The organism is Hyphomicrobium sp., assembly GCF_020852195.1.
GTDB lineage: Bacteria > Pseudomonadota > Alphaproteobacteria > Rhizobiales > Hyphomicrobiaceae > Hyphomicrobium_C.
This window is the reverse complement of record NZ_JADZBI010000147.1, coordinates 1-20710: the sequence shown is the minus strand read 5'-3', so window position 1 is coordinate 20710 and position 20710 is coordinate 1. Positions and strand designations below refer to the sequence as shown.

Sequence of the window (20710 nt, the reverse complement as noted above, 5' to 3'; positions counted from 1 at the left end):
TAACGTGTCTGGGTACCAGCGTTCACCAGTGTGACGCTGAGTGAGGGCAGCAGGCTGTACGCATCGATGCCTCCCCACATTCTCTAAAGCACGAGTTGGCGCACGTCTTCGAGGATAACGACGAGCCGGCGGATGAAGCGCGCGGCCTCGGCGCCGTCGATGACGCGGTGATCATAGCTGAGCGAGAGCGGCAGCATGAGGCGCGGCACGAATTGATCCCCGTCCCACTTCGGCTTCATCTCGGCGCGCGACACGCCGAGAATGGCCACCTCCGGCGCGTTGATGATGGGCGTGAAGCCCGTGCCGCCGATGCCGCCGAGGCTCGATATGGAGAAGGTGCCGCCCTGGATGTCGGCCGGCGAGATCTTGCCCTCGCGCATCTTCTGCGAGACGCCGCCGATCTCCTGCGACAGCTCGACGATGCCCTTGCGGTCCACGTCACGGACCACCGGCACCACGAGGCCGTCCGCGGTGTCGACGGCGATGCCGAGATGATAGTAGCGCTTGAGGATCAGGCTTTCCTTGTCGGGCGCCAGCGATGCGTTGAAGGTGGGGAACTCCTTGAGCACCACCACGCAGGCCTTCATCATGAAGGCGAGCAGCGTCACACGGTAGCCTTTCTCCTTGGCCGCCGCGTCGAGCGACTTGCGATAAGCTTCGAGGTCGGTGATGTCGGCCTCGTCGTTGTTGGTCACGTGCGGGATGTTGAGCCAGGCGCGGTGCAGGTGCGGCCCGCCGATCCGCTTCAGGCGCGAGAGCGGCTTCGCCTCGATCGGCCCGAACTTCGCGAAGTCCTGCGCCGGGATTTCGGGGATGCCGCCGCCGCCCGCGCTGCCCCCGCCGATTGCACGCTTGACGTCGTCCTTGGTAATGCGGCCCTTCTCGCCGGTACCCGTGATCCGGGTAAGGTCGATGTCGAGCTCCCGCGCCAGCCGGCGCACGGAGGGGCTGGCGTGAACCTGGCCGAAATCCACGCCGAGTGGCAACGGCGTGCGCGCCGGCGTACCGCCCACGTCCTTCGCCGGCGCGGACGCCGGAGCAGGGGTCTCGGCTTTCGGCGTGGAAGGCTCGTCGGGCTTGGCAGCCGGCGCCGCGCCGCCCTTCTCCTTCGCCGCGCTTTCGGAGGCGAGCCGCACGAGCGCCGATCCCTCGCTGACCTTGTCGCCGACCTTGACCAGCACCTCCGCGATCTCGCCCGCCTGCGGCGCCGGCACCTCCATGGCGGCTTTGTCGCTTTCCAGCGTGACCAGCGGGTCCTCCGGCTTGATGTGGTCGCCCGGCTTCACGTGCACCTCGATAATGGGCACGTTCTTGTAGTCGCCGATGTCGGGAACCTTGACGTCGATGACGGACATGCGAATACCCCCGCTATGCGTGTGCCGGATCCGGCTTCTCCGGATCGATACCGTACTTGGAGATTGCCTCAACGACCTTGGACGAGGGGAGCTTGTTGTCGTCGGCCAGCGCCTTGAGCGCCGCCACGGCGACGAAGTGGCGATCCACCTCGAAATGCTGCCTGAGCCGGCGCCGCGTGTCCGAGCGCCCGAAGCCGTCGGTGCCGAGCACCTGGTAGGGTCCGCGCACGAAGGGGCGGATCTGGTCGGCGAACAGCTTCACGTAGTCCGTCGACGCCACTGTCGGCGCGTCCCCGCGCGAGGCGAGGCACTGCGTAACGTAGGGCACGCGCGGCGTCTCGGCCGGATGCAGCATGTTCCAGCGCTCGACGGCGAGCGCCTCGCGCCGAAGCTCCGTGAAGCTGGTGACGCTCCAGATGTCCGCCGCGATGCCGAAATCTTCGGCCAGAAGCTCGGCGCCGGCGATCACCTCGTTCAGGATCGCGCCCGAGCCCATGAGCTGCACTTTCGGCGCCCCCGCCATCCCGGGATCGGTGCTCTTGAGCAGATACATGCCGCGCACGATACCGTCCTCTGCACCCTCGGGCATGGCCGGGTGAGCGTAGTTCTCGTTGAGCGCCGTGATGTAGTAGAACACGTCCTCCTGGTCGCCGAGCATACGCTCGAGCCCGCGCTGGATGATCACGGCCAGCTCGTAGCCGAACGCCGGATCGTAGGAGAGGCAGTTCGGGATCGTCGACGACAGGATGTGGCTATGCCCGTCCTGGTGCTGCAGGCCCTCGCCGTTGAGCGTCGTGCGCCCGGAGGTACCGCCGACCAGGAAGCCGCGCGCGCGCATGTCGCCAGCCGCCCAGGCGAGGTCCCCGATGCGCTGGAAGCCGAACATCGAGTAGTAGATGAAGAACGGCACCATCGGCACGTTGGACGACGAGTAGGACGTCGCCGCCGATATCCACGACGCCATGCCGCCGGCTTCGCTGATGCCCTCCTGCAGCATCTGCCCGCTGCGATCCTCCTTGTAGAACATGAGCTGCTCGGCATCCTCGGGCCGGTAGAGCTGCCCGACCTGGCTGTAGATGCCGAAGGTGCGGAACATGCCCTCCATGCCGAAGGTGCGGCTCTCGTCGGGCACGATGGGCACGATGTGCTTCCCGAGCGGCTTGTCGCGCAGAAGCTTGGTGAGGCACTGCACGAACACCATGGTGGTCGAGATCGCGCGCCCCTCCGAGCCCTTGAGCTGCGCCTCGAACAGCGACAGCGGCGGCGGATCGAGCTTGAACGAGGTTTTGGGGCGCCGCTTGGGCAGCACGCCGCCGAGCGCCTCGCGCCGCGCCCGCAGGTAGCGAAGCTCTTCGCTGTCCTCGGCGAATTTGATGAACGGCAGCGCCTCGAGCTCCTTGTCGGAAACCTTCACGCCGAAGCGGTCGCGGAAGCCCTTGAGCGCATCGAGCCCCATCTTCTTCTGCTGGTGCGCGATCATCTGCCCTTCGCCGGCCGCGCCCATGCCGTAGCCCTTGACGGTCTTGGCGAGGATGACGGTCGGCTGGTCCTTGTGCGCTGTCGCCGCGGCATAGGCGGCATAGACCTTGCGCGGATCGTGTCCGCCGCGCGTCAGAGACCAGATCTTGTCGTCGCTCCAGTCGGCGACCAGCGCCGCGGTTTCCGGGTAGCGCCCGAAGAAGTTCTTGCGGATGTAGGCGCCGTCCTTGGACTTGAAGTCCTGGTATTGCCCGTCGTTGCATTCCTCCATGAGCTGGCGCAGGCGGCCGGTCGTGTCGGCGGCGAGGAGCTGGTCCCAGTTCGAGCCCCAGATGACCTTGACGACGTTCCAGCCGGCGCCGCGGAAGCTGCCCTCGAGCTCCTGGATGATCTTGCCGTTGCCGCGCACGGGCCCGTCGAGGCGCTGCAGGTTGCAGTTGATGACGAAGATCAGGTTGTCGAGCTTCTCGCGCCCGGCGAGCGAGATGGCGCCGAGACTCTCGGGCTCGTCCATCTCGCCGTCGCCGCAGAACACCCAGACGTGCCGGTTGGAGGTATCGGCCAGCCCGCGGTCGTGCAGGTACTTGAGGAAGCGGGCCTGGTAAATGGCCATGATCGGCCCGAGCCCCATGGAGACGGTGGGGAACTGCCAGAACTCGGGCATCAGCCACGGGTGCGGATAGGACGGCAGCCCCTTGCCGCCAGTCTCCTGGCGGAAGTGGGTGAGCTGGTCCTCCGTGAGGCGGCCTTCGAGAAAGGCGCGTGCATAGATGCCGGGGGAGGAGTGGCCCTGGATGAACACGAGGTCGCCGCCGTGATCCTCCGTTGCGCCGTGCCAGAAATGCATGAACCCGGTGTCGTAGAGCGTCGCCGCCGACTGGAAGCTCGCGATGTGGCCGCCGAGCTCGCTCGTCTCCTTGTTGGCGCGCATCACCATGGCGAGCGCGTTCCAGCGGATCGCCGAGCGGATTCGGTTCTCGATCGCGCGGTCGCCGGGATGCGGCGTCTCCTTGTGCGGCGGGATGGTGTTGATGTAGGCCGTGTTGGCCGCGAACGGGAGCCGCGCCCCCTGCCGCCGCGCCATGCCCACTGCCTTGTCGAGCAGGAGGTCGGCGCGCTCGCTGCCTTCGAACGCCATCACCGAGCTGATCGCTTCGATCCACTCGCGCGCTTCCAGGTCGGGCTCGCCGCCGCTGTCCTGGATCTCGAGAACGGTCCTCGTCATGCGTGGAGCTCCATCGGAAAATGACCCGAACGATCGATAGCCGGCATCCTAATGCCTTATGGGATCCGTGCCTGGAGATTTGTGACGGGTACGCCCGTTCGTCCAGAGGTCCATTCGTCTTATCGGCATAAACGTTGTGCCGCCTCAGGGGTTGCCGCCCCGTCGGCGAAGGAGGCGGCGAGACAGTGGGACAGCGAGACGGTGAGACAGCGGGATCGTGTCGCGCATGGCCCGTGCGCAAACGATCTTGCCGGCGCCATTGGCCGTGCTTACGCTCTCGGCCGGCAAGCCAGACGCTCGCCGCGCGCACGATCCTGAAGGGCTAGGCGAGACATGAGTGGCGACAAATCGCTTCGAATACACCCGGTTGTACTGTCGGGCGGCGCCGGAACGCGGCTATGGCCGCTGTCGCGGGCCATGTACCCGAAGCAGTTCGTCGGCGGCCTCAACGGCGCGTCCGGGAGCCTGCTTACGGCGACGCTGGCGCGCCTGGCGCCGGACGAGGGCTTCGCCCGACCCGTCGTCGTTTGCAACAACGCGCATCGCTTCCTGGTGCAGGAGCACGCGGCCCTGGCCGGTGTCGAGCCGGAAGCCATCGTTCTCGAGCCGGTTGCCCGCAACACGGCGCCAGCTATCGCGGTCGCGGCGCTGCTCGCCGCCCGTCATGACCCGACGGCGATCCTCGCCATCATGCCCTCCGATCATGTGATCGCCGATCTCGCGGGCTTCCGCGACGCCGTGCGCCGGGCGGCCGCCGTCGCCAAGGCCGGCCGCATCGTTCTGTTCGGGATCGAGCCCACGGAGCCGCACACGGGTTACGGCTATATCCGCAAGGGCGCCCCCCTCTCCGGATTCGAGGGCGCGGACGCCGCCTTCGCGGTCGACGGCTTCTTCGAGAAGCCGGATGCCGAGACGGCCCGGAAGCATGTGGCCGACGGGCGCTATCTCTGGAACAGCGGCATCTTCGTCTTCCGCGCCGATACCGTGCTCGACGAGCTGGCCCGCCATGAGCCCGCGCTCCTGGCCGCGGCACGCGCCGCGCTGCAGGGCGCGAGCGACGACCTGGGCTTCCTGCGCCTCGACGCCGAGGCTTTCGCCAGGGCGCCGGCCATCTCCATCGATTATGCGGTCATGGAGAAGACGGAGAAGGCCGCCGTGCTTCCGCTTTCCATCGGCTGGAGCGACCTCGGCTCGTGGGGCTCGCTGTGGGATGCCGCCCCACGCAACGCCGAAGGCAACTTTCTCCAGGGCGACACGCTGACCGAGGATACGACCGGCTGCTACATCAGGAGCGAGCGGGGCCTGGTCTCGACCCTAGGCGTCAAGGATCTGGTCATCGTCGAGACGCCGGGCGCGGTGCTGGTGGCCGACAAGTCGCGCTCCCAGGACGTGGCCAAGCTGGTCGGCCGCCTCAAGGCCGCGGGCCGCACCGAGCAGGACAGCCACCTGCGCAGCTACCGGCCATGGGGTTTCTTCGAGACCTTGAGCCTCGGTCCGCGCTTCCAGGTCAAGCTGCTGCACGTCAAGCCGGGCGGCGTGCTCTCCATGCAGATGCACCACCACCGCTCCGAGCACTGGATCGTGGTGCAGGGCACGGCGCGCGTCACGGTGGAGGGCGATGCGAAGCTCGTCAGCGAGAACGAGAGCGTCTACATCACGGCCACCCAGTGGCACCGCCTGGAGAACCCGGGCAAGGTGCCGCTCGAGCTGATCGAGGTGCAGATCGGCTCCTATCTCGGCGAGGATGACATCATCCGCAGCGACGACGTCTATCATCGCCAGGCCAGCGAGACGCGCTGAAGGCTCGGTGCCGCACGTTCCCGTTGCGCCAAGAATGCACAGAACAAGTACAATCGTCTGATTTGGCAATTAAATCGCGCATGATAGGCTGGTTCGAAACGAACCCTTGCGACGCTCGGCGCGCACGGGGGAACGTGCTCCCCAGTGCCGATCTATGCCCGTCGCGGGCTGGGGAGATCGGGGTAAGAGCCAACACATGATCGCGCGCGCCAAAAGTCCGGTTGCCTCCGCGCTCGGCGTGGCGTTGCGAGACTTTGCGCTTGGCGCGTCGAAGGTCTTGAGGATCGGCTTCCTGGCCCCCCTGACCGGCCCTTTGAAGGCGTGGTCCGCGCCAGGGCTCGATGGCTGCCAGATCTGGGTCGATCGCGTGAACGCGGCCGGCGGCATCAAGGTCGGCAGCCGCCGCTATCTGGTGGAACTCGTCGCTTACGACACGATGTATCAGCCGGAGCGCGCGTTCCAGGGCGCCAAGAAGCTGATCCTGGAGGATGGCGTGAAGCTGATCCTCATGAACGGCGGCAACGACCTCTCCTTCGACGTGCGCCGCCTGATCAGCCAGCACCGCATGCTGGTGGCGATCCTGCTGCCGAGCGACCTATCGCCGGACACCCCGACCATCGTCGCGCCGAGCGAGGTGCACCCCATCTACAACGTCACCGGCGTCGACTGGCTGAAGCGCAACAAGCCGCATCTGAGGACCGCGGCCATGTGCGCCCAGAGCGACCTGTTCGGGCTCCCCTCCATCGCCACTTATCGCGCCGCATTCGAGGCGGCCGGCATCGAGCTGGTGGCCGAGCGCCTGTTCGATCCCGCCACCACCGACTTCGGCCCCATCGTAGACGAGCTGATGGCGGCGGATCCCGACATCCTGTGCTGGGACACGGCCTACGAGCCGTTCGTGCATGCCCTCACCATAGAGGCGCATAACAAGGGCTTCACGGGCCAGCTCCTCTCCTGTACCTGCGACAACTACGCGGAGCTGATCCGCCGCACGAGCCCGGAGTTCATGGAGGGCTTCGTCTTCCAGTTCCCTGACTTCGACGATCCCCGCCTCAACGACCCGCGCGTGACGTTCGAGCAGCCGAACGCCTTCTACGAGGAATTCTGCCGCCGCTTCCCCGGCACCTGGAGCGCGGTGTCCTGGGAGTACGCGTCCACGCTCGAGCTATGGAAATCGGCCGTGCAGCGCGCACGCACGTTCGAACCCTTCTCGGTGCTTGCGCTAATGAAGGTCGGCGGTGTCGGCCCGCACGCCTTCGGCGAGGCGGCCTGGTGGGGACGCGACCTCTTCGGCATCGACAACGCGCTGGTCGGCGACTGGCCTGTGGTGACCATCGCGGATGGCCGCGCCCGCATCCAGGAGTTCTGCTCGATCATCGGCTGGTGGACCGAGCACAAGGAGGTGCTGATCAAGCACATGCGCGCCATGGAGCTGATGTGGGACCAGCGCGAGCAGCTCGCGGCCTGGTCCTGGCCGGATCAGGCACGTCAGGACTCGTAGATCATGTCCTCGTGCGTGCTTGCGACATGCAGCTTGATGAGCTCCACCGCCGTCTCCACGTCGCGGCGCTGGATACCTTCGTAAAGCGAGCGCAGCAGCATCTGGCTGCTGCGGATTTTCGACGGCGTCAGCATCTGCCGGCGGCTCTCCGCCCACTGCGGCTGGCGGCGCACCTCGTGCAGGATCGCATACATGGCGGCGATCAACGAATTGTGCGTGCCGCGCGCGATCATCATCATGAAGTCGTCCTCGAGCGCGGCGAACCTGTCCGATTCCGTGACGATGGTCTCGAGCGAGGCGAGCTGCAGGCCGAGCTCCGCGAGGTCGCGCGTCGACATGTAGATCGTCGCCAGCCGCACCATCTCGGGCTCCAGGATGGACTCGGCAACATTCATCGCGAACGGCGACGCCGTCTCGGCGAGCTGATGGATGGTGAGCGCGCTGGCCGACCCATTGCCGTCAGCCTGTGCCGCCACAGGCGGGGCCTTGCGATAGCTGACGAAGGTCCCGCTCCCGGCCCGCCGTGAGACGGCATCGTAGGTGGCCAGGAATTCCAGCGCCTGGCGGATCGTGGCGCGCGTATCCTGGAACTCGATCGCGAGGTCGCGCTCGGCCGGAATGCGCGTGCCGAATGGGTAGGCGCCCGACGCGATGCGCGCGAAGATGCGCGTCGCGATCTCCTTCGCCTGCGGCGTGATGAGCGGATGGCGCGAGGGGTCGCGGACCCAGGGCGGCGCGTCCATGTCGGTGGCTTGGCTCATGTCATTGACTACCGGAGGAGGTTACGGCGGCAGGCGAGAAGGTCAGACGCATGTCGGCTTCTTGAAAATCGGACCGCGCACCGGGATCAAGGCCCGGCCGAAGCAGGGCCGTGAGCTGGACCGCGACCTCGAGGTGCCGCCAGTCGTCGGCGGAAGGCTCGGTAAGCAGCCCACGCCGTGCTGTGAGCTCGACGGCTTTGTCTGCATAAGGCGAGTGCGCCTCGCCCGCCTCCGCCGACGCGCGGAGCAGGCGGACCTCGGCCGAGCGCGGGCCGAGGATGTCGGCAAGCTGAGCCGCGAGCGTGGTGACAAGGGCGTCGCCCGCCGCAGGCCGCGCGCTACCGACGAGCCGGTTGAAACGCGCGATCGCGAGCCCCGCCTCGCACTGCCGCGCAAGACGCGTCCGCTGCGCATTCTGGAAGGCCTCGAGGTGCCGCGACGCCAGTCTGAAGTGGAACGAGGAGCTGCGCCCGGGCACGGGGACGTTGGCAGTCGCAATTCCGCCGAGAACCCGCATCCAGCCCCGCTCTGCCTCGGCGAGCATGGCTTCGGCCTCGGGAGCCTGCTGCAGCAGGAGGTACGCCACGCCCGCGTTGGTCTGGCCGGCCGCGCGCCGCGGGTCGTGCATATCCGTGGGTGCCAGCGCGTCCCACGCCGCGAGCCAATGGTGCGCGGCTTCCGCGTGGCGCGACGCGCCCATCGCGCGAAAGCCCGCGAGCGTCGCGTCCACCCAGCCGTGTGCCGCGTCCTCCGTCATCGACGTCTCTCGGATTCCGGTCCCTTCCCCTGCGATTCTTCCTCGACATTGCCGCGCCGGTTGCGAGATTGCAACCAATATATACCAATAAGAACCAATATAGGTTCGCTGCTGCAACAAAATCGGGAAACGCCCGGAGAGCAAAGCGCTTATGGATTGAGCAGTTGCACAAAGATCAAACAAATTTCCTCAGGATGAAATTTTTCGGGTTGCGGGTGAATTTGGATTTCATAAGATGTCGGCGCTCAGGCTGTAGTGGTGTAAAATGGTCATAATTGGTTTTAACCTTTTGACCGCTGCAGTCCTGCCCGATCGCAATTGAGGGAGCCATGGCTGTGAGCGGGATCAAGAGTCGGCCGGTCTATCCCGGTCTCAGCCCCGACCCGAATGCCCGCAGCAACGTGGTCGTCTGCGACGTTGCGGGAGCCGAGGCGGTTGTCGAGCTCCTGACGCGCGCCGACGGCGCATTCGCCCGGCGCACCAGCATTATCCTGTCCGCCGACGGAGCAGGTTCGGAGCAGGCGCAGGCCCTGGCCAAGCGTCTCGAGCCGGCCGGCGTCGAGATCGCGTCCGGCCTGCCGGCGGCCATCAGCCACCTCAACGCCATCCTCGACCAGGCGTCCATGGGCCTCCGGCTCTACGCAGCCGGATCGGAGCCGCTGATCGGCTCGGTCGTTCAGGCCGGCCTCGACCATTTCATCGACCATCTGTCGATCCGCACCGAGCACCGCGGCTCGCTCAAGCGCCGCGTGCAGTGCGTCCACTGCAAGGGCATGACCGAGGACGTCACAACCAACCCGGTGACCTGCTCCCACTGCGGTCTGCTGCTCCTGGTCCGCGACCACTATTCCCGCCGCCTGGCCGCGTTCCAGGGCGTCTGCATCAATGCCGAGAGTCCGGGCGAGCGCCCCGAGCCGAACGTGGAGTTCCCATGACCGCATCCTTTCTGCGCCGCGTCCGCGTCGCCGAGGTTGAGCCTGTGGCAAGCCGCATCAAGCGGTTCAGGCTGGTCAGCGCCGACGGCGAGCCGCTGTCGGAGTTTTCTGGCGGCTCGCACGTGACAGTGTGCATGCAGGCGCCCGACCGGCTGATCCGCAATCCTTATTCGTTGATGAGCTGCCCCAGCGATACGTCGAGCTACCAGATCGGCGTCCTCAAGGTTCCGGACTCCCGCGGCGGCTCCGAGTTCATGCATGAGAACGTCAGCATCGGCACGGAGCTCGAGATCAGCGAGCCGCTGAATCTGTTCCCGCCCGCCAAGCTTGCACGCAAGCATATCCTCGTCGCTGGCGGCATCGGCATCACGCCGTTCATGTCCATGATGAGCGAGCTCGAGTCGGTCGGCGCAGACTTCGAGCTGCACTATGGCGTGCGCTCGCTGGCGGAGGGCGCCTTCTGCAAGCTGCTCGAGACGCGCTACGGCCCGCGCGTTCACCTCTACTTCCAGGACAAAGGCCAACTCGTGCCGTTGGAGCAGGTGCTGGCGAGCCAGCCGCTCGGCACGCACGTGTACGTCTGCGGACCGAAGCCCATGATCGATTGGGCCTTGCGGAGCGCCACGCTCGCCGGCTGGCCGGACGAGAACATCCATTCCGAGCAGTTCACGGCGCCGCCCATCGGCAAGCCGTTCGTCGCCAGGCTCGTCCGCACGGGCCGCGAGGTCACGGTCGGCGGCCACCAGAGCATCCTGGAAGCGCTCGAGCAGAACGGCATCGATGCGCCGTTCCTGTGCCGCGGCGGCGCCTGCGGCCAGTGCGAGACGGCGGTCACCTCCTGCGACGGCTTCATCGAGCACAACGACCACTACCTGACTGAGGCCGAGAAGGCCGACGGCCGCAAGATCATGATCTGCGTGTCGCGCATTTCAGGCGACGCCATCACCCTCGATCTTTGAGCACGCAACAACAGCCCCTCGCATCCCGGGAGACACGACATGGTGCTGGCATTCAAGAATGAGACGTTCCGCGACGATTTCACGTTCTCGAACAGCCCCGAGTCGATCCGGCGCTTTCCGTTCCCGTTCCACGAGGACAAGTACATGTACGCGGTCAACATCGAGCCGCACGTCCCCGGGCCAAAGGGCACGGTGTACGAGTTCCCGATCGATATCGACGAGCACTACGTCGCCGAGATGCGCGACCGCGAGATCGTGCTCGCCGCCGATCCCGGCCGCTGCCAGGCGCTGCCGCACATGATGACGGCGCAGTGGGACATGCTCGAGCTCCTGATGACGTCGATGGCGCGCGACTATCCCGAGCACTTCTCGCTGACGCAGGACGGCGACCACTGGCACTGGATCAACCGCCCGCTCGGCATCGACCAGAAGTTCACCTTCGGCGATCACACGACGCTGCCCTACGAGCCGATGGAGTACATCGGCCGCCAGTGCCAGGGCGACTTCTCGATCCAGGACCAGCGCGACGGCCAGCTCTGGATGGACGCCGGCATCATCACCACGCAGGCCGACTGGTCGCTTGATTTCGACATCGGCATGAACTTCTTCGAATGGCACGGGCCGGTGCCGCTGGCGCACGAGGCCGGCGTTTTCGAGCGCGCTCTGAAGTTCCTCCTGAACCTCCAGGTCGGCCGTCCGGTGCGTCGCCTCAACTGGACCATGACCATCAATCCGCGCCTCGACACGAGCCCCGAGAACTACCACAAGTGGGGCATCGACCGCACGACGGTGACGCCGGAGAACGTCGGCGACAAGGTGCACCTGCGCGTCGAGCTGCAGGGCCTGTGGCGGCTGCCGCGCTCGAACGCCATCCTGTTCTCCATCCGCTGCTACCTGATCAAGATGAAGGAGCTGGTGACGATCCCGAAATGGGGCCGCCGCCTGCCGCGCGTGCTCGAGACGCTGCCGCCTGAGATCGCCGACTACAAGGGTCTCACCCGCTACCGCCAGATGACCATCGACTGGCTCAAGAAATACGACGACGGCGCGCCGACGTCCCCTGGCTTCGGCCCGGACTGACGGCCGCGTCGCGCCGATCGAATCCGCATCACTGGAGCAAGCATCAAAACCATCAGTCGGGAGGTACCTTCCATGAGCCTGAGCAAGGAAACGAGGCAATCGGTCCTCAACGATCGCCACATCGCGCTGGGCGCGGACATGACGACGACGTCATGGAACGACATGCCGATCCCGCAAAACTACGCCACCGACCCCTACGACGAGGTGGTGGCGATCCGCACCAAGGCGGGCCTGATCGAGGTGACCGCACTGAAGATCCTGAACGTCACCGGCTCTGACGCGCTGAAGTTCCTCAACTACTTCCTGACCTCCGACATCTCCAAGGCCAAGCCAGGGGACTCGCACATCTCGAACATCGTCAACGAGGAGGGCGCCCTGATCGACGACGTGCTGGTCTACGTCGACGGACCGAACGAGTTCCGCCTCTCCCACGGTGGCGGCGCGCTGGAGGAGGCCCTGCCCGCGGTGGCTTCGAAGTTCGATGTGTCGGTCAAGCGCGACAACGACGTGCATATCCTGTCGCTGCAGGGGCCGGTCGCGCTCGAGGTGCTGGCGCCGCACACGCCCTTGGACCTCGCGAGCCTGCCCTATTTTCAGCATCAGAAGACGACGCTGTTCGACAAGCCCGTGAGCCTCGCGCGCGGCGGCTACTCCGCCGAGCGCGGCTACGAGGTCTTCTGCTCAGCGGCGGATGCGCACTTCATCTGGGACAAGATCCTCGAGGTAGGCAAGGAGAAGGGCGTGATCCCGGTCTCCTGGGCCTCGCTCGACATCGTGCGCGTCGAGGGCGGCCTCTTGTTCTTCCCGTTCGACATGACCCACGGCGACACGACCCCCTGGGAGGTCAAGGCCGACTGGACAGTCGATCTCGACAAGCCGGATTTCATCGGCAAGGCGGCACTCGCCGCCAAGAAGGGCAAGGAGCGCTCGTTCATCACCGGCCTCGAGGTCGACACTGACCGTGCAATCGAGCCGCTGTCCAAGATCACCATCGGCGGCAAGGAGGTCGGCGTGATCACCAGCACGACCTACTCCAAGCAACTGATGAAGTCGCTGGCCATGGCGAAGATCGAGCCCGCCTACACGAAGCTCGGCACCGAGGTCGTGGTGCACGACAAGGGCGAATGGCCGGCGACCATCGTCCGCATGCCGTTCTACGACCCCCTGCGGCTGCGCACCCATCCGAGAAAGATCGGCTGAGACGTTCGCCGCCGGCGGGGCCTCTCGCCGGCGGCCTGCTTACGTTCACTGCATCATCGTCCGTTCCGGTGCTCGCGCGGACTTCTGGGATCAACGCTCACGTGTGGAAGGAAGAGCCATGACAGAGCAGCGGATTGCGATCATCGGAGCCGGGCCGAGCGGCTTGGCGGTTTTGAGGGCCTTTGAAAGCGCCCGGCGCAAGGGGGCGACCATTCCGGAGATGGTCTGCTACGAGCGCCAGCCGGACTACGGCGGACTCTGGAACTACACGTGGCGCACAGGCACCGATCAATACGGCGAGCCGGTCCACGGCAGCATGTACCGCTATCTGTGGTCGAACGGCCCCAAGGAGTGCCTGGAGTTCGCCGATTACGGCTTCGAGGAGCACTTCGGGCGCCCAATCCCGTCCTATCCGCCGCGCGCTGTGCTGCACGACTACATCAAGGGTCGCATCGAGAAGAGCGCCATCACGCACTACATCAAGCTCAATCACTCGGTGAAATGGGTGAGCTACGACGAGAAGGCCGGTAAGTTCACGGTCACGGTCAAGGACCTCGCCGCCGATACGGTAACGTCCGAGGAGTTCGACTACGTCTTCGTCGCCTGCGGCCACTTCTCGGTGCCGAACATCCCGGAGTTCCCGGGCCTTGCCGGCTTCCTCGGCCGCACGCTGCACGCCCACGACTTCCGCTCCGCCGACGAGTTCGCCGGCAAGGACGTGCTCTGCATCGGCTCCTCCTACTCGTCCGAGGACATCGGCATCCAGTGCTACAAGTACGGCGCCAAGGCCGTCACGTTCTCCCACCGCACGCGGCCCATGGGCTTCAAGTGGCCGGAGACGCTGTCGGAGGTGCCGCTGCTCGAGAAGGTCGAGGGCAGGACCTGCACCTTCAAGGACGGCACCAAGAAGGACATGGATGCCATCATCCTCTGCACGGGCTACCTCAACCACTTCCCGTTCATGGAGGACACGCTGCGCCTGAAATCGCGCAACCGGCTCTATCCGCCGAGCATCTACAAGGGCATCTTCTGGTGGGGCAACCCGAAGTGCATGTATATCGGCATGCAGGACCAGTACTACACGTTCAACATGTTTGACGCGCAGGCGTGGTACGCGCGCGACGTCATGCTCGGCCGCATCAAGCTGCCGCCCTACGCCGAGATGGCGGCCGACATCCAGAAGTGGATCAAGCTCGAGGAGGCCGTCGAGGATCCGTTCCAGGCCATCGACTTCCAGACCGAGGACACGCGCGACCTGCTGGTTGCGACCGACTATCCGCGCCTCGACGTGGACGAGGTGGCGCGCATGTTCAAGGAATGGGAGCACCACAAGATGGAGAACATCCTCACCTACCGCGACCACGCGTTCAAGTCGACGCTGACCGGCACCCTGGCACCCGTGCATCACACGCCCTGGATGAAGGCGCTCGACGACTCCATGGAGGCGTTCCTGAACCAGCCGGGAACCCAGGCGGCGGCCGAGTAGCAGGCCCGGCATCGGCAGCGGGTGGCGCAGGGCCGCGCGGCGAGGGCGCGCGGCCCCGCATGCCGCCCGTGCATCGGAGAGAGAACATCATGGGTGCGACACTTCTCACGTCTCCCGCCAGACCCAGGATCGTGCTGCCCGGAAGCCCCGCGCTGGAGCCCGGCGTCGAGCGCTATGTGCTGAAAGCCGGTGGCACTGCTGCTTTCGAGTTGGACGCTGGCGACCGCATCGAGCTCTGCGCGCTCGAGGGTGGGCAGCCCGTAGAGGTGGCCGTCTTCGGAGTGAGGGGCAAAAGCGATCTTGGCGCGCTCGGCCTCAAGGGCCACGCGCGACCGCTCGGCATCGAGCGCGCGCTCGAGGCCGACAGCGAGGATGCTGCCCGCGTCCGCTTCGGACTCTACCGGCGCGGGCTCGATCTTGGCCGGGTCAAGGCGGCGCGCGTGCTCGCGCCCGATGCTGGCCCCCGCGAGATGGTGAAGCTCGAGGCGGAGCGCAGCGTCTTCGCCGTCTTCGGCGCGCCCGCTGAGCCGATGGTCGTCTGGGAGCAGACGCCACCCTCCGACGTGCTGATCTTCATGGAGCGCGCCAACCCGCGCCTCCTGAACACCGCCCCCCTGCCCGAGCCGCTCGCCGAGCCGCGCCTCGACATCCGCGTCGACGTCGCCAGCGCCGAGAAGTTCGAGGTCTACGAGGGCGAGTACATCCAGATCATCGACGTCCAGGGCCGCCAGTGCTCGGACTTCCTGGCCTTCAACCGCAAGGCCCTCGACGAGGGCCGCGAGCAGGGCCTCGACGCCGCGACCACGCGCACGCTCAACGGCGCCGCCTATCCGATCCCCGGCCTTCTGCACTCGAAATTCTTCGACCGCGACCGTAACCCGCTGGTTGAGATCGTGCAGGACACCGTCGGCCGGCACGACACGTTCAACCTCGCCTGCACGACGCGCTATTACGAGGACATGGGCTACTTCGGCCATCCGAACTGCACGGACAACTTCAACAATGCATTGAAGGACTACACGCCCATCGGCGCCTTGAGCGGCTGGCCGGCCATCAACTTCTTCTACAACACCAACGTGGACTGCCATAACCACATCTGGTCCGACGAGCCCTGGTCGCGCCCCGGCGACTATGTCGTCATGCGCGCGCTCACCGACCTCGTGTGCGCGGCGTCCTCGTGCCCATCGGACATCGACGCCTCCAACGGCTGGCACCTGACCGAGATCCAGGTTCGGGTCTATCCGAAGGACGCGCCATTCAAGCGGTCGATCGGATACAGAATGTCGCCAGACGCTCCCCTCCAGCTCACGCGCGAGAGCGGCTTCCATCCGCGCACCTCAGCGCTCACCCGCGCCTTCGGCGAGTATCGCGGCTTCTGGGTGCCGCACCATTTCGCCAATGCCGGCGCCATCGAGGAGTATTGGGCCTGCCGCGAGCGTGCCGTGATCATGGACCTCTCGCCCCTCCGCAAGATGGAGGTGCTGGGTCCGGACGCCGAGCAGTTCCTGCAGGGTATCGTCACGCGCGACGTTAGGAAGCTATCGGTCGGCCAGGTGGTCTACACGCCCATGTGCTACGAGCACGGCGGCATGGTCGACGACGGCACGCTGTTCCGGCTCGGCGAGAACAACTTCCGCTGGATCGGCGGCGACGATGCGAGTCTGATCTGGCTCAAGGAGCAGGCCGAGACGTCCGGCCTGAACCTCAACCTCAAGACCGCGACCTCGGAGATCCACAACGTCGCCGTCCAGGGCCCCAAGTCGCGCGAGATCCTGCGCGAGATCATCGGCACCCCACCCGGCCGGCCGACCGTCGAGGAGCTGGGATTGTTCCGCTTCACCATCGGCCGCATCGGCGGCGTTGCGGGCATCCCCGTGCTGGTCTCGCGCACGGGCTACACGGGCGAGCTAGGCTACGAGGTGTTCTGCCATCCCAAGGACGCACCGGCGGTGTGGGACGCCATCGTGGCCGCCGGCGAGCCCTTCAGCCTGCAGCCGTTCGGCTTCGAGGCGCTGGACATGGTGCGCATCGAGGCCGGCCTCGTCTTTGGCGGCCACGACTTCGACACCACGACCGACCCCTTCGAGGCCGGCATCGCCTTCACCGTGCCGCAGAAGAAGGAGGAGGACTATATCGGCCGCGCCGCCCTCGAGAGGCGCCGCGCCAACCCGTTGCGCAAGCTTGTGGGCCTCGAGATCACGGGCAACGAGAAGCCCTCTCACGGCGACCCCGTGTTCGTCGGCCGCGCCCAGGTCGGCATCGTGACCAGCGCCATGCGCTCGCCGCTGCTCAAGAAGACGCTAGCGCTGGCGCGCGTGGACGTCACGCACGCCGCGCCAGAGACCAAGCTCGCCGTCGGCCGCCTCGACGGCATGCAAAAGCGCCTCAAGGCCACCGTGGTGCCGTTCCCGTTCTACGACCCCGAGAAGAAGCGCGTGCGCATGTAGCGCCGCGCTGCCGGCGTATACGATCTGTGCTAGAACGCCGATCCGTGGACGCAGGAGGGGGAGCATGCCGACGCTCGTGACGGTGCACGGCCGGGCCGCTCAATGGCCGGCATGACGGATCGCTCCGCAACGCGCGTGCTGGTCACCGGCGCGGCAGGCTTTGTCGGTGTGCCGGTGTGTCGGACATTGTCGGCCGCCGGATATCGCGTCACCGCCGTCACGCGCGCACCACCTCCCGCGCCTCTGGACGCCGAGCGCACTGAGGTCATGGGCGACCTGTCGGGCCACACGGACTGGAGCGCCGTTCTCGCCGGCATCGACGTGGTCGTCCACCTTGCCGGCCGCGCTCATGCGGCGGATGGCGACGGAGAGCAGGTCGAGAAGCTCTACACGGCGGCCAATGTCGAGGTCCTCGAAGGTCTCGCGGAGGCTGCAGTGGGGCTGGGCGTCAAGCGCTTTGTCTTCGTCAGCTCGATCAAGGTCAACGGCGAGGAAACGCACGGCACGCCATTCACGGCGGATCAGGCACCCTCGCCCGAGGACGCCTATGGCCGCAGCAAGCTGAGGGCCGAGCAGCGACTGCGCGAGATCGCCGGCAACCGCATGCAGTGGGTGATCCTGCGCCCGCCGCTGATGTACGGCCCTGGCGTTCGCGGCAACATGGCTCGCCTCTTCGGGATTGCCGATCGCGGCTGGCCGGTCCCGTTCGGGTCGATCGCGAACGCGCGCGACCTGCTCTATGTCGACTCTTTCGCGGACCTAGTCGCGCTGGCCGTCGACGCACCGGCGGCCGACGGCGGCACCTTCCTGGCACGCGACGGCACGCCGCTCTCGACGCCCAGGCTTTTCCGCGGCATCGCCGCCGCGCTCGGGCGCAGCGCGCGTGTCCTTCCCTTTCCGGTTTCTGCGCTGAGGCTCGCTGGGCTGCTCACCGGCCGCGCGCCCGAGGTGCGCCGCCTCGTCGGCGACCTCGAGATCGACGATGGCCCGACGCGTCGCCTGCTCGGCTGGACGCCCGCCGTCGCCACGGATGAAGCCCTGGCCCGCACGGCTGCGTGGTTCAAGGCGCGCCCATCGCGTCCTGGAACTCGCGATCCGAAATAGAGCGGCCTCTCAAAACGCTAATCGCCACGGAGACAATAGTCCTTGCGCCTTGTCGGCATGTGGGGCTGACCGATTCGCCGGTTCGTGGGCTTCACAGATAGAGGGACACCGGAACGCCTAGAGTTCCTCCACTGGATGCATGGCGGAAGATTTCGGATCCGCGGAAGCGGTTTGTTATTTCATTGTGAAGGCGACGAATTACCGATTGTGCATTTCACTCCAGCTTGAAGTTCAAAGCTGCACGAACAATGCTACCGGTATTCTCCGACTCGACCCTGAGGCTGGCATCGCCAACACCACTATTAGGAGCGAAGGGTGCCGAATAGCTTGAGTCCCCGAGGTCGTAATAGAGGTACTCGCCGCGCAGGCTCAAGGTATCGGAGAGTTTGAACTCGGCGCCTGCGCCGACCGTCCAGCCGATTTCCCAATTGCGGTCGCTACCCGCAGCCAGAGTGGCGGAGGCAGGGAAAGTGCTGCTCCACGAATGCGTCACGCGCCCGTAGGCAAGACCGCCTGTCGCGTAGACCAGCGTCTCGGGAGCAAGCAGGACGCCGCCCCGCAACCGCAGCGTGCCAAACCAGTCCAACTCGCTGGCAGCTTGTTCAGTGAGTGTGACGTCGGTCAGGTTGACGACGATAGTTCTGCTCGCATTCGCGGATCCATCGATGTCCGCGTAGGAAATATCCGCTTCGATACCCCACACGAAGCTTCCAGACTGGGAATTGAAGCCCACCTGTGCGCCGCCAAGAACCCCATCCCCATCGGTTGAAAGCGTGGAAAAAGGAATGCCGAGAAGGATAAGGTCGTCGAAGAGGTTCTGCGCTAGCGGGTCCGCGGGAGAAATGGTGGCATCTGCTTCGGACCAGCCGTATCCGGCATGGATACCGATATAGGGTCCGCTCCATTCTGCGCGCGCCGATGCGGCGAAGAGCGCGATGGCGGTGGCTGTCAAGGCCGCACGTCCGACAAAGGCAGGAAAGCGGGAAACGCTAGCAAACATCACTTTTCTCCTCGGAGAAGGAATGAACGGATCGTTGCGAGGAGAGAAACACAAGCGCTCGTGATGGTATTTCCTTCAAATGAATGATAAACGCCGCAAAAGCGAAAAATCGCACGTTTTGTTGTGAGATTGCAACGGGAACAAATTTCCTCGCCGCGCCATCATTCAAATCAATGAAGCGCTTCCGAAGTATCGGATTTTACGTTTAAAAAGTCCTTTCTCCAGGTCGTCTTCCGCTGGAGACGACCCGTTCCGGCGGCACGGAGGCGGCCTGCGGTTGAAGGCGCGACGGCATCCGCAAAGGCGTGTGATAGACGATCTTAGACGTTCTTCTCCGCGCCGCTGTCGTGCATCATCTCTCCCGGTGGCTGACGGTCGGGCTTCGCCGGACCAGGGCAGCGCCGTTACCATTCTCCTGATTGAAGTCTGTACCCTGCGCCCGTCGTCCCGGGCGCGGGGTACAATTCTTCGCCGGTTGCGGATTCGGCCCGCTGTTTCCATTTTGTCCGTTTGACGGACAGGGTAAATCGGCTAGAAACCGCAAGTTTCCTGGCCTCGCGGGTGTAGCTCAATGGTAGAGCAGCAGCCTTCCAAGCTGAATACGTGGGTTCGATTCCCATCACCCGCTCCACCGCCCGGCTGATCGCGCGGCCTACTGGAGCGCTCCCCATGATCGTCACCACCACGAACGAGCTCGAGGGCTACAAAGTCGTGAAGCACCTTGGCGTCGTGCGCGGGCTGACCGTTCGCTCGCGCAGCGTGGTCGGCAACATCGGCGCCGCCATCCAGATCCTGTTCGGCGGCACCATCTCCGTTTACACCAAGCTCGCCGAGGAAACGCGCCAGGAAGCCTTCGACCTGCTCGTCAAGCACGCCGAGGAGGCCGGCGCCAACGCCATCCTTGCCATGCGCTACGACGCCAACGAGATCGCCTCCGCCGTCACCGAGGTGCTGGCCTATGGCACGGCGGTCGTGGTCGAGAAAACCGGCTGATCTGGCGACGAAAAATCGTCCGCGCCGCGCACATGTTCGGGCCGTTTTGCGCGTGTTGCGAAGAAGATCGCGGGGACATGCGAGCATTTGTGGGTGCGCGCCTCAATAAAGTCGCCTTGAGGCGGTGACAAACGGTGAAAGTTCAGCTAAGGATGCCGCCCCCGCATAAGGCATGTGCGCCTTTCGCGTCGATGAGGCGTGTACGAGCCGTGCGATAGGGGTGTAGCTCAATTGGCAGAGCGTCGGTCTCCAAAACCGAAGGCTGGGGGTTCGAGACCCTCCACCCCTGCCATGAGGTTTTGTTGGGACGGATCAGTGAAGAGGGCGCCTGATCTGGCTTGATGGATGCACCCTTTGGGCAGGGGTGCGCCAATTTGTCGCATGGCGCTCGGGAAGCGGTTTTGATGTCGAAGTTCAATCCGTTCGAATTTGTCCAAGAGGTACGGCAGGAGGTCTCGAAAGTCACCTGGCCGACGTGGAAGGAAGTGTGGATCACCACGCTTATGGTCCTCGTCATGGTGGCGCTCGCCTCCGTCTTTTTCCTTTTCACGGACCTGCTGCTCGGGTGGCTGGTCAACTGGGTGCTTGGGTTCGGCGCTTGAATTCTTGAGCGGGAGCGCCGACTGCG

General features: G+C 65.5%; 16 protein-coding genes and 2 tRNA genes. 13 read left to right on the top strand and 5 right to left on the bottom strand.

Features of this window, described 5'->3' with window-relative positions:
- Positions 1 to 83: 83 nt before the first annotated feature.
- Together IT540_RS12510 and aceE are read right to left on the bottom strand one after the other, a co-directional pair.
- Positions 84 to 1355, bottom strand: coding sequence for a 2-oxo acid dehydrogenase subunit E2 (locus IT540_RS12510; RefSeq protein ID WP_291178157.1), 1272 nt, complete (start codon positions 1353 to 1355; stop codon positions 84 to 86).
- 13 nt (positions 1356 to 1368) lie between these two features.
- Positions 1369 to 4059: a pyruvate dehydrogenase (acetyl-transferring), homodimeric type gene (aceE, locus tag IT540_RS12505; RefSeq protein ID WP_291178155.1), complete on the bottom strand. Its 2691-nt coding sequence runs from the start codon at positions 4057 to 4059 to the stop codon at positions 1369 to 1371.
- Positions 4060 to 4392: 333 nt separating this feature from the next.
- On the opposite strand from aceE, the gene IT540_RS12500 reads away from it, so the two are divergent.
- Both IT540_RS12500 and IT540_RS12495 read left to right on the top strand, forming a co-directional pair.
- A complete protein-coding gene (locus tag IT540_RS12500; RefSeq protein ID WP_291178153.1) occupies positions 4393 to 5859 on the top strand; it encodes a mannose-1-phosphate guanylyltransferase/mannose-6-phosphate isomerase in 1467 nt (488 codons plus the stop codon).
- A 196-nt stretch (positions 5860 to 6055) separates the two neighbouring features.
- The gene (locus tag IT540_RS12495; protein ID WP_291178151.1) at positions 6056 to 7360 is read left to right on the top strand and encodes an ABC transporter substrate-binding protein; all 1305 of its coding nucleotides are present in this window, start codon (positions 6056 to 6058) and stop codon (positions 7358 to 7360) included.
- On the opposite strand, the gene IT540_RS12490 is transcribed toward IT540_RS12495, so the two are convergent.
- Positions 7348 to 8121 carry an FCD domain-containing protein gene (locus IT540_RS12490; RefSeq protein WP_291178149.1) on the bottom strand — a complete coding sequence of 258 codons (774 nt, stop codon included), beginning with the start codon at positions 8119 to 8121 and terminating at the stop codon, positions 7348 to 7350. The two genes, IT540_RS12495 and IT540_RS12490, sit on opposite strands and share 13 nt — an antisense overlap.
- A gap of 1 nt (position 8122) precedes the next feature.
- Positions 8123 to 8878, bottom strand: coding sequence for a hypothetical protein (locus tag IT540_RS12485; protein WP_291178146.1), 756 nt, complete (start codon positions 8876 to 8878; stop codon positions 8123 to 8125).
- A gap of 329 nt (positions 8879 to 9207) precedes the next feature.
- On the opposite strand from IT540_RS12485, the gene IT540_RS12480 reads away from it, so the two are divergent.
- From IT540_RS12480 to IT540_RS12450, 7 genes are all read left to right on the top strand, one after another.
- Positions 9208 to 9813: a dimethylamine monooxygenase subunit DmmA family protein gene (locus IT540_RS12480; RefSeq protein ID WP_291178143.1), complete on the top strand. Its 606-nt coding sequence runs from the start codon at positions 9208 to 9210 to the stop codon at positions 9811 to 9813.
- Entirely contained in the window at positions 9810 to 10772 is a 963-nt protein-coding gene (locus IT540_RS12475) for a PDR/VanB family oxidoreductase (RefSeq protein WP_291178141.1), read from the top strand. The genes IT540_RS12480 and IT540_RS12475 overlap by 4 nt, the downstream gene beginning before the upstream one ends.
- A 39-nt stretch (positions 10773 to 10811) precedes the next feature.
- Positions 10812 to 11852: a DUF3445 domain-containing protein gene (locus IT540_RS12470; RefSeq protein ID WP_291178139.1), complete on the top strand. Its 1041-nt coding sequence runs from the start codon at positions 10812 to 10814 to the stop codon at positions 11850 to 11852.
- A 72-nt stretch (positions 11853 to 11924) separates the two neighbouring features.
- Positions 11925 to 13052: an aminomethyltransferase family protein gene (locus tag IT540_RS12465; protein WP_291178136.1), complete on the top strand. Its 1128-nt coding sequence runs from the start codon at positions 11925 to 11927 to the stop codon at positions 13050 to 13052.
- 118 nt (positions 13053 to 13170) lie between these two features.
- Positions 13171 to 14538 (top strand): NAD(P)/FAD-dependent oxidoreductase, encoded by a 1368-nt coding sequence (locus IT540_RS12460; protein WP_291178114.1) that lies wholly within the window; start codon positions 13171 to 13173, stop codon positions 14536 to 14538.
- Between the two features lie 89 nt (positions 14539 to 14627).
- A complete protein-coding gene (locus IT540_RS12455; RefSeq protein WP_291178110.1) occupies positions 14628 to 16985 on the top strand; it encodes an aminomethyltransferase family protein in 2358 nt (785 codons plus the stop codon).
- A 111-nt stretch (positions 16986 to 17096) separates the two neighbouring features.
- A complete protein-coding gene (locus tag IT540_RS12450; RefSeq protein ID WP_291178107.1) occupies positions 17097 to 18089 on the top strand; it encodes an NAD-dependent epimerase/dehydratase family protein in 993 nt (330 codons plus the stop codon).
- A gap of 214 nt (positions 18090 to 18303) precedes the next feature.
- Here IT540_RS12450 and IT540_RS12445 read toward each other — a convergent pair whose 3' ends face one another.
- Positions 18304 to 19089, bottom strand: a complete 786-nt coding sequence (locus IT540_RS12445) for an outer membrane beta-barrel protein (protein WP_291178104.1) — start codon at positions 19087 to 19089, stop codon at positions 18304 to 18306.
- Positions 19090 to 19646: 557 nt separating this feature from the next.
- Here IT540_RS12445 and IT540_RS12440 point away from each other — a divergent pair.
- The 4 genes from IT540_RS12440 to secE all read left to right on the top strand — a co-directional run bounded on the left by IT540_RS12440 (position 19647) and on the right by secE (position 20684).
- Positions 19647 to 19720, top strand: a tRNA-Gly gene (locus IT540_RS12440).
- Positions 19721 to 19758: 38 nt separating this feature from the next.
- Positions 19759 to 20082, top strand: coding sequence for a heavy metal-binding domain-containing protein (locus IT540_RS12435; protein WP_291178101.1), 324 nt, complete (start codon positions 19759 to 19761; stop codon positions 20080 to 20082).
- A gap of 216 nt (positions 20083 to 20298) precedes the next feature.
- Positions 20299 to 20374 (top strand) — tRNA-Trp (locus IT540_RS12430).
- 112 nt (positions 20375 to 20486) lie between these two features.
- Positions 20487 to 20684 (top strand): preprotein translocase subunit SecE, encoded by a 198-nt coding sequence (gene secE, locus IT540_RS12425; protein WP_291178098.1) that lies wholly within the window; start codon positions 20487 to 20489, stop codon positions 20682 to 20684.
- Positions 20685 to 20710: the final 26 nt, after the last annotated feature.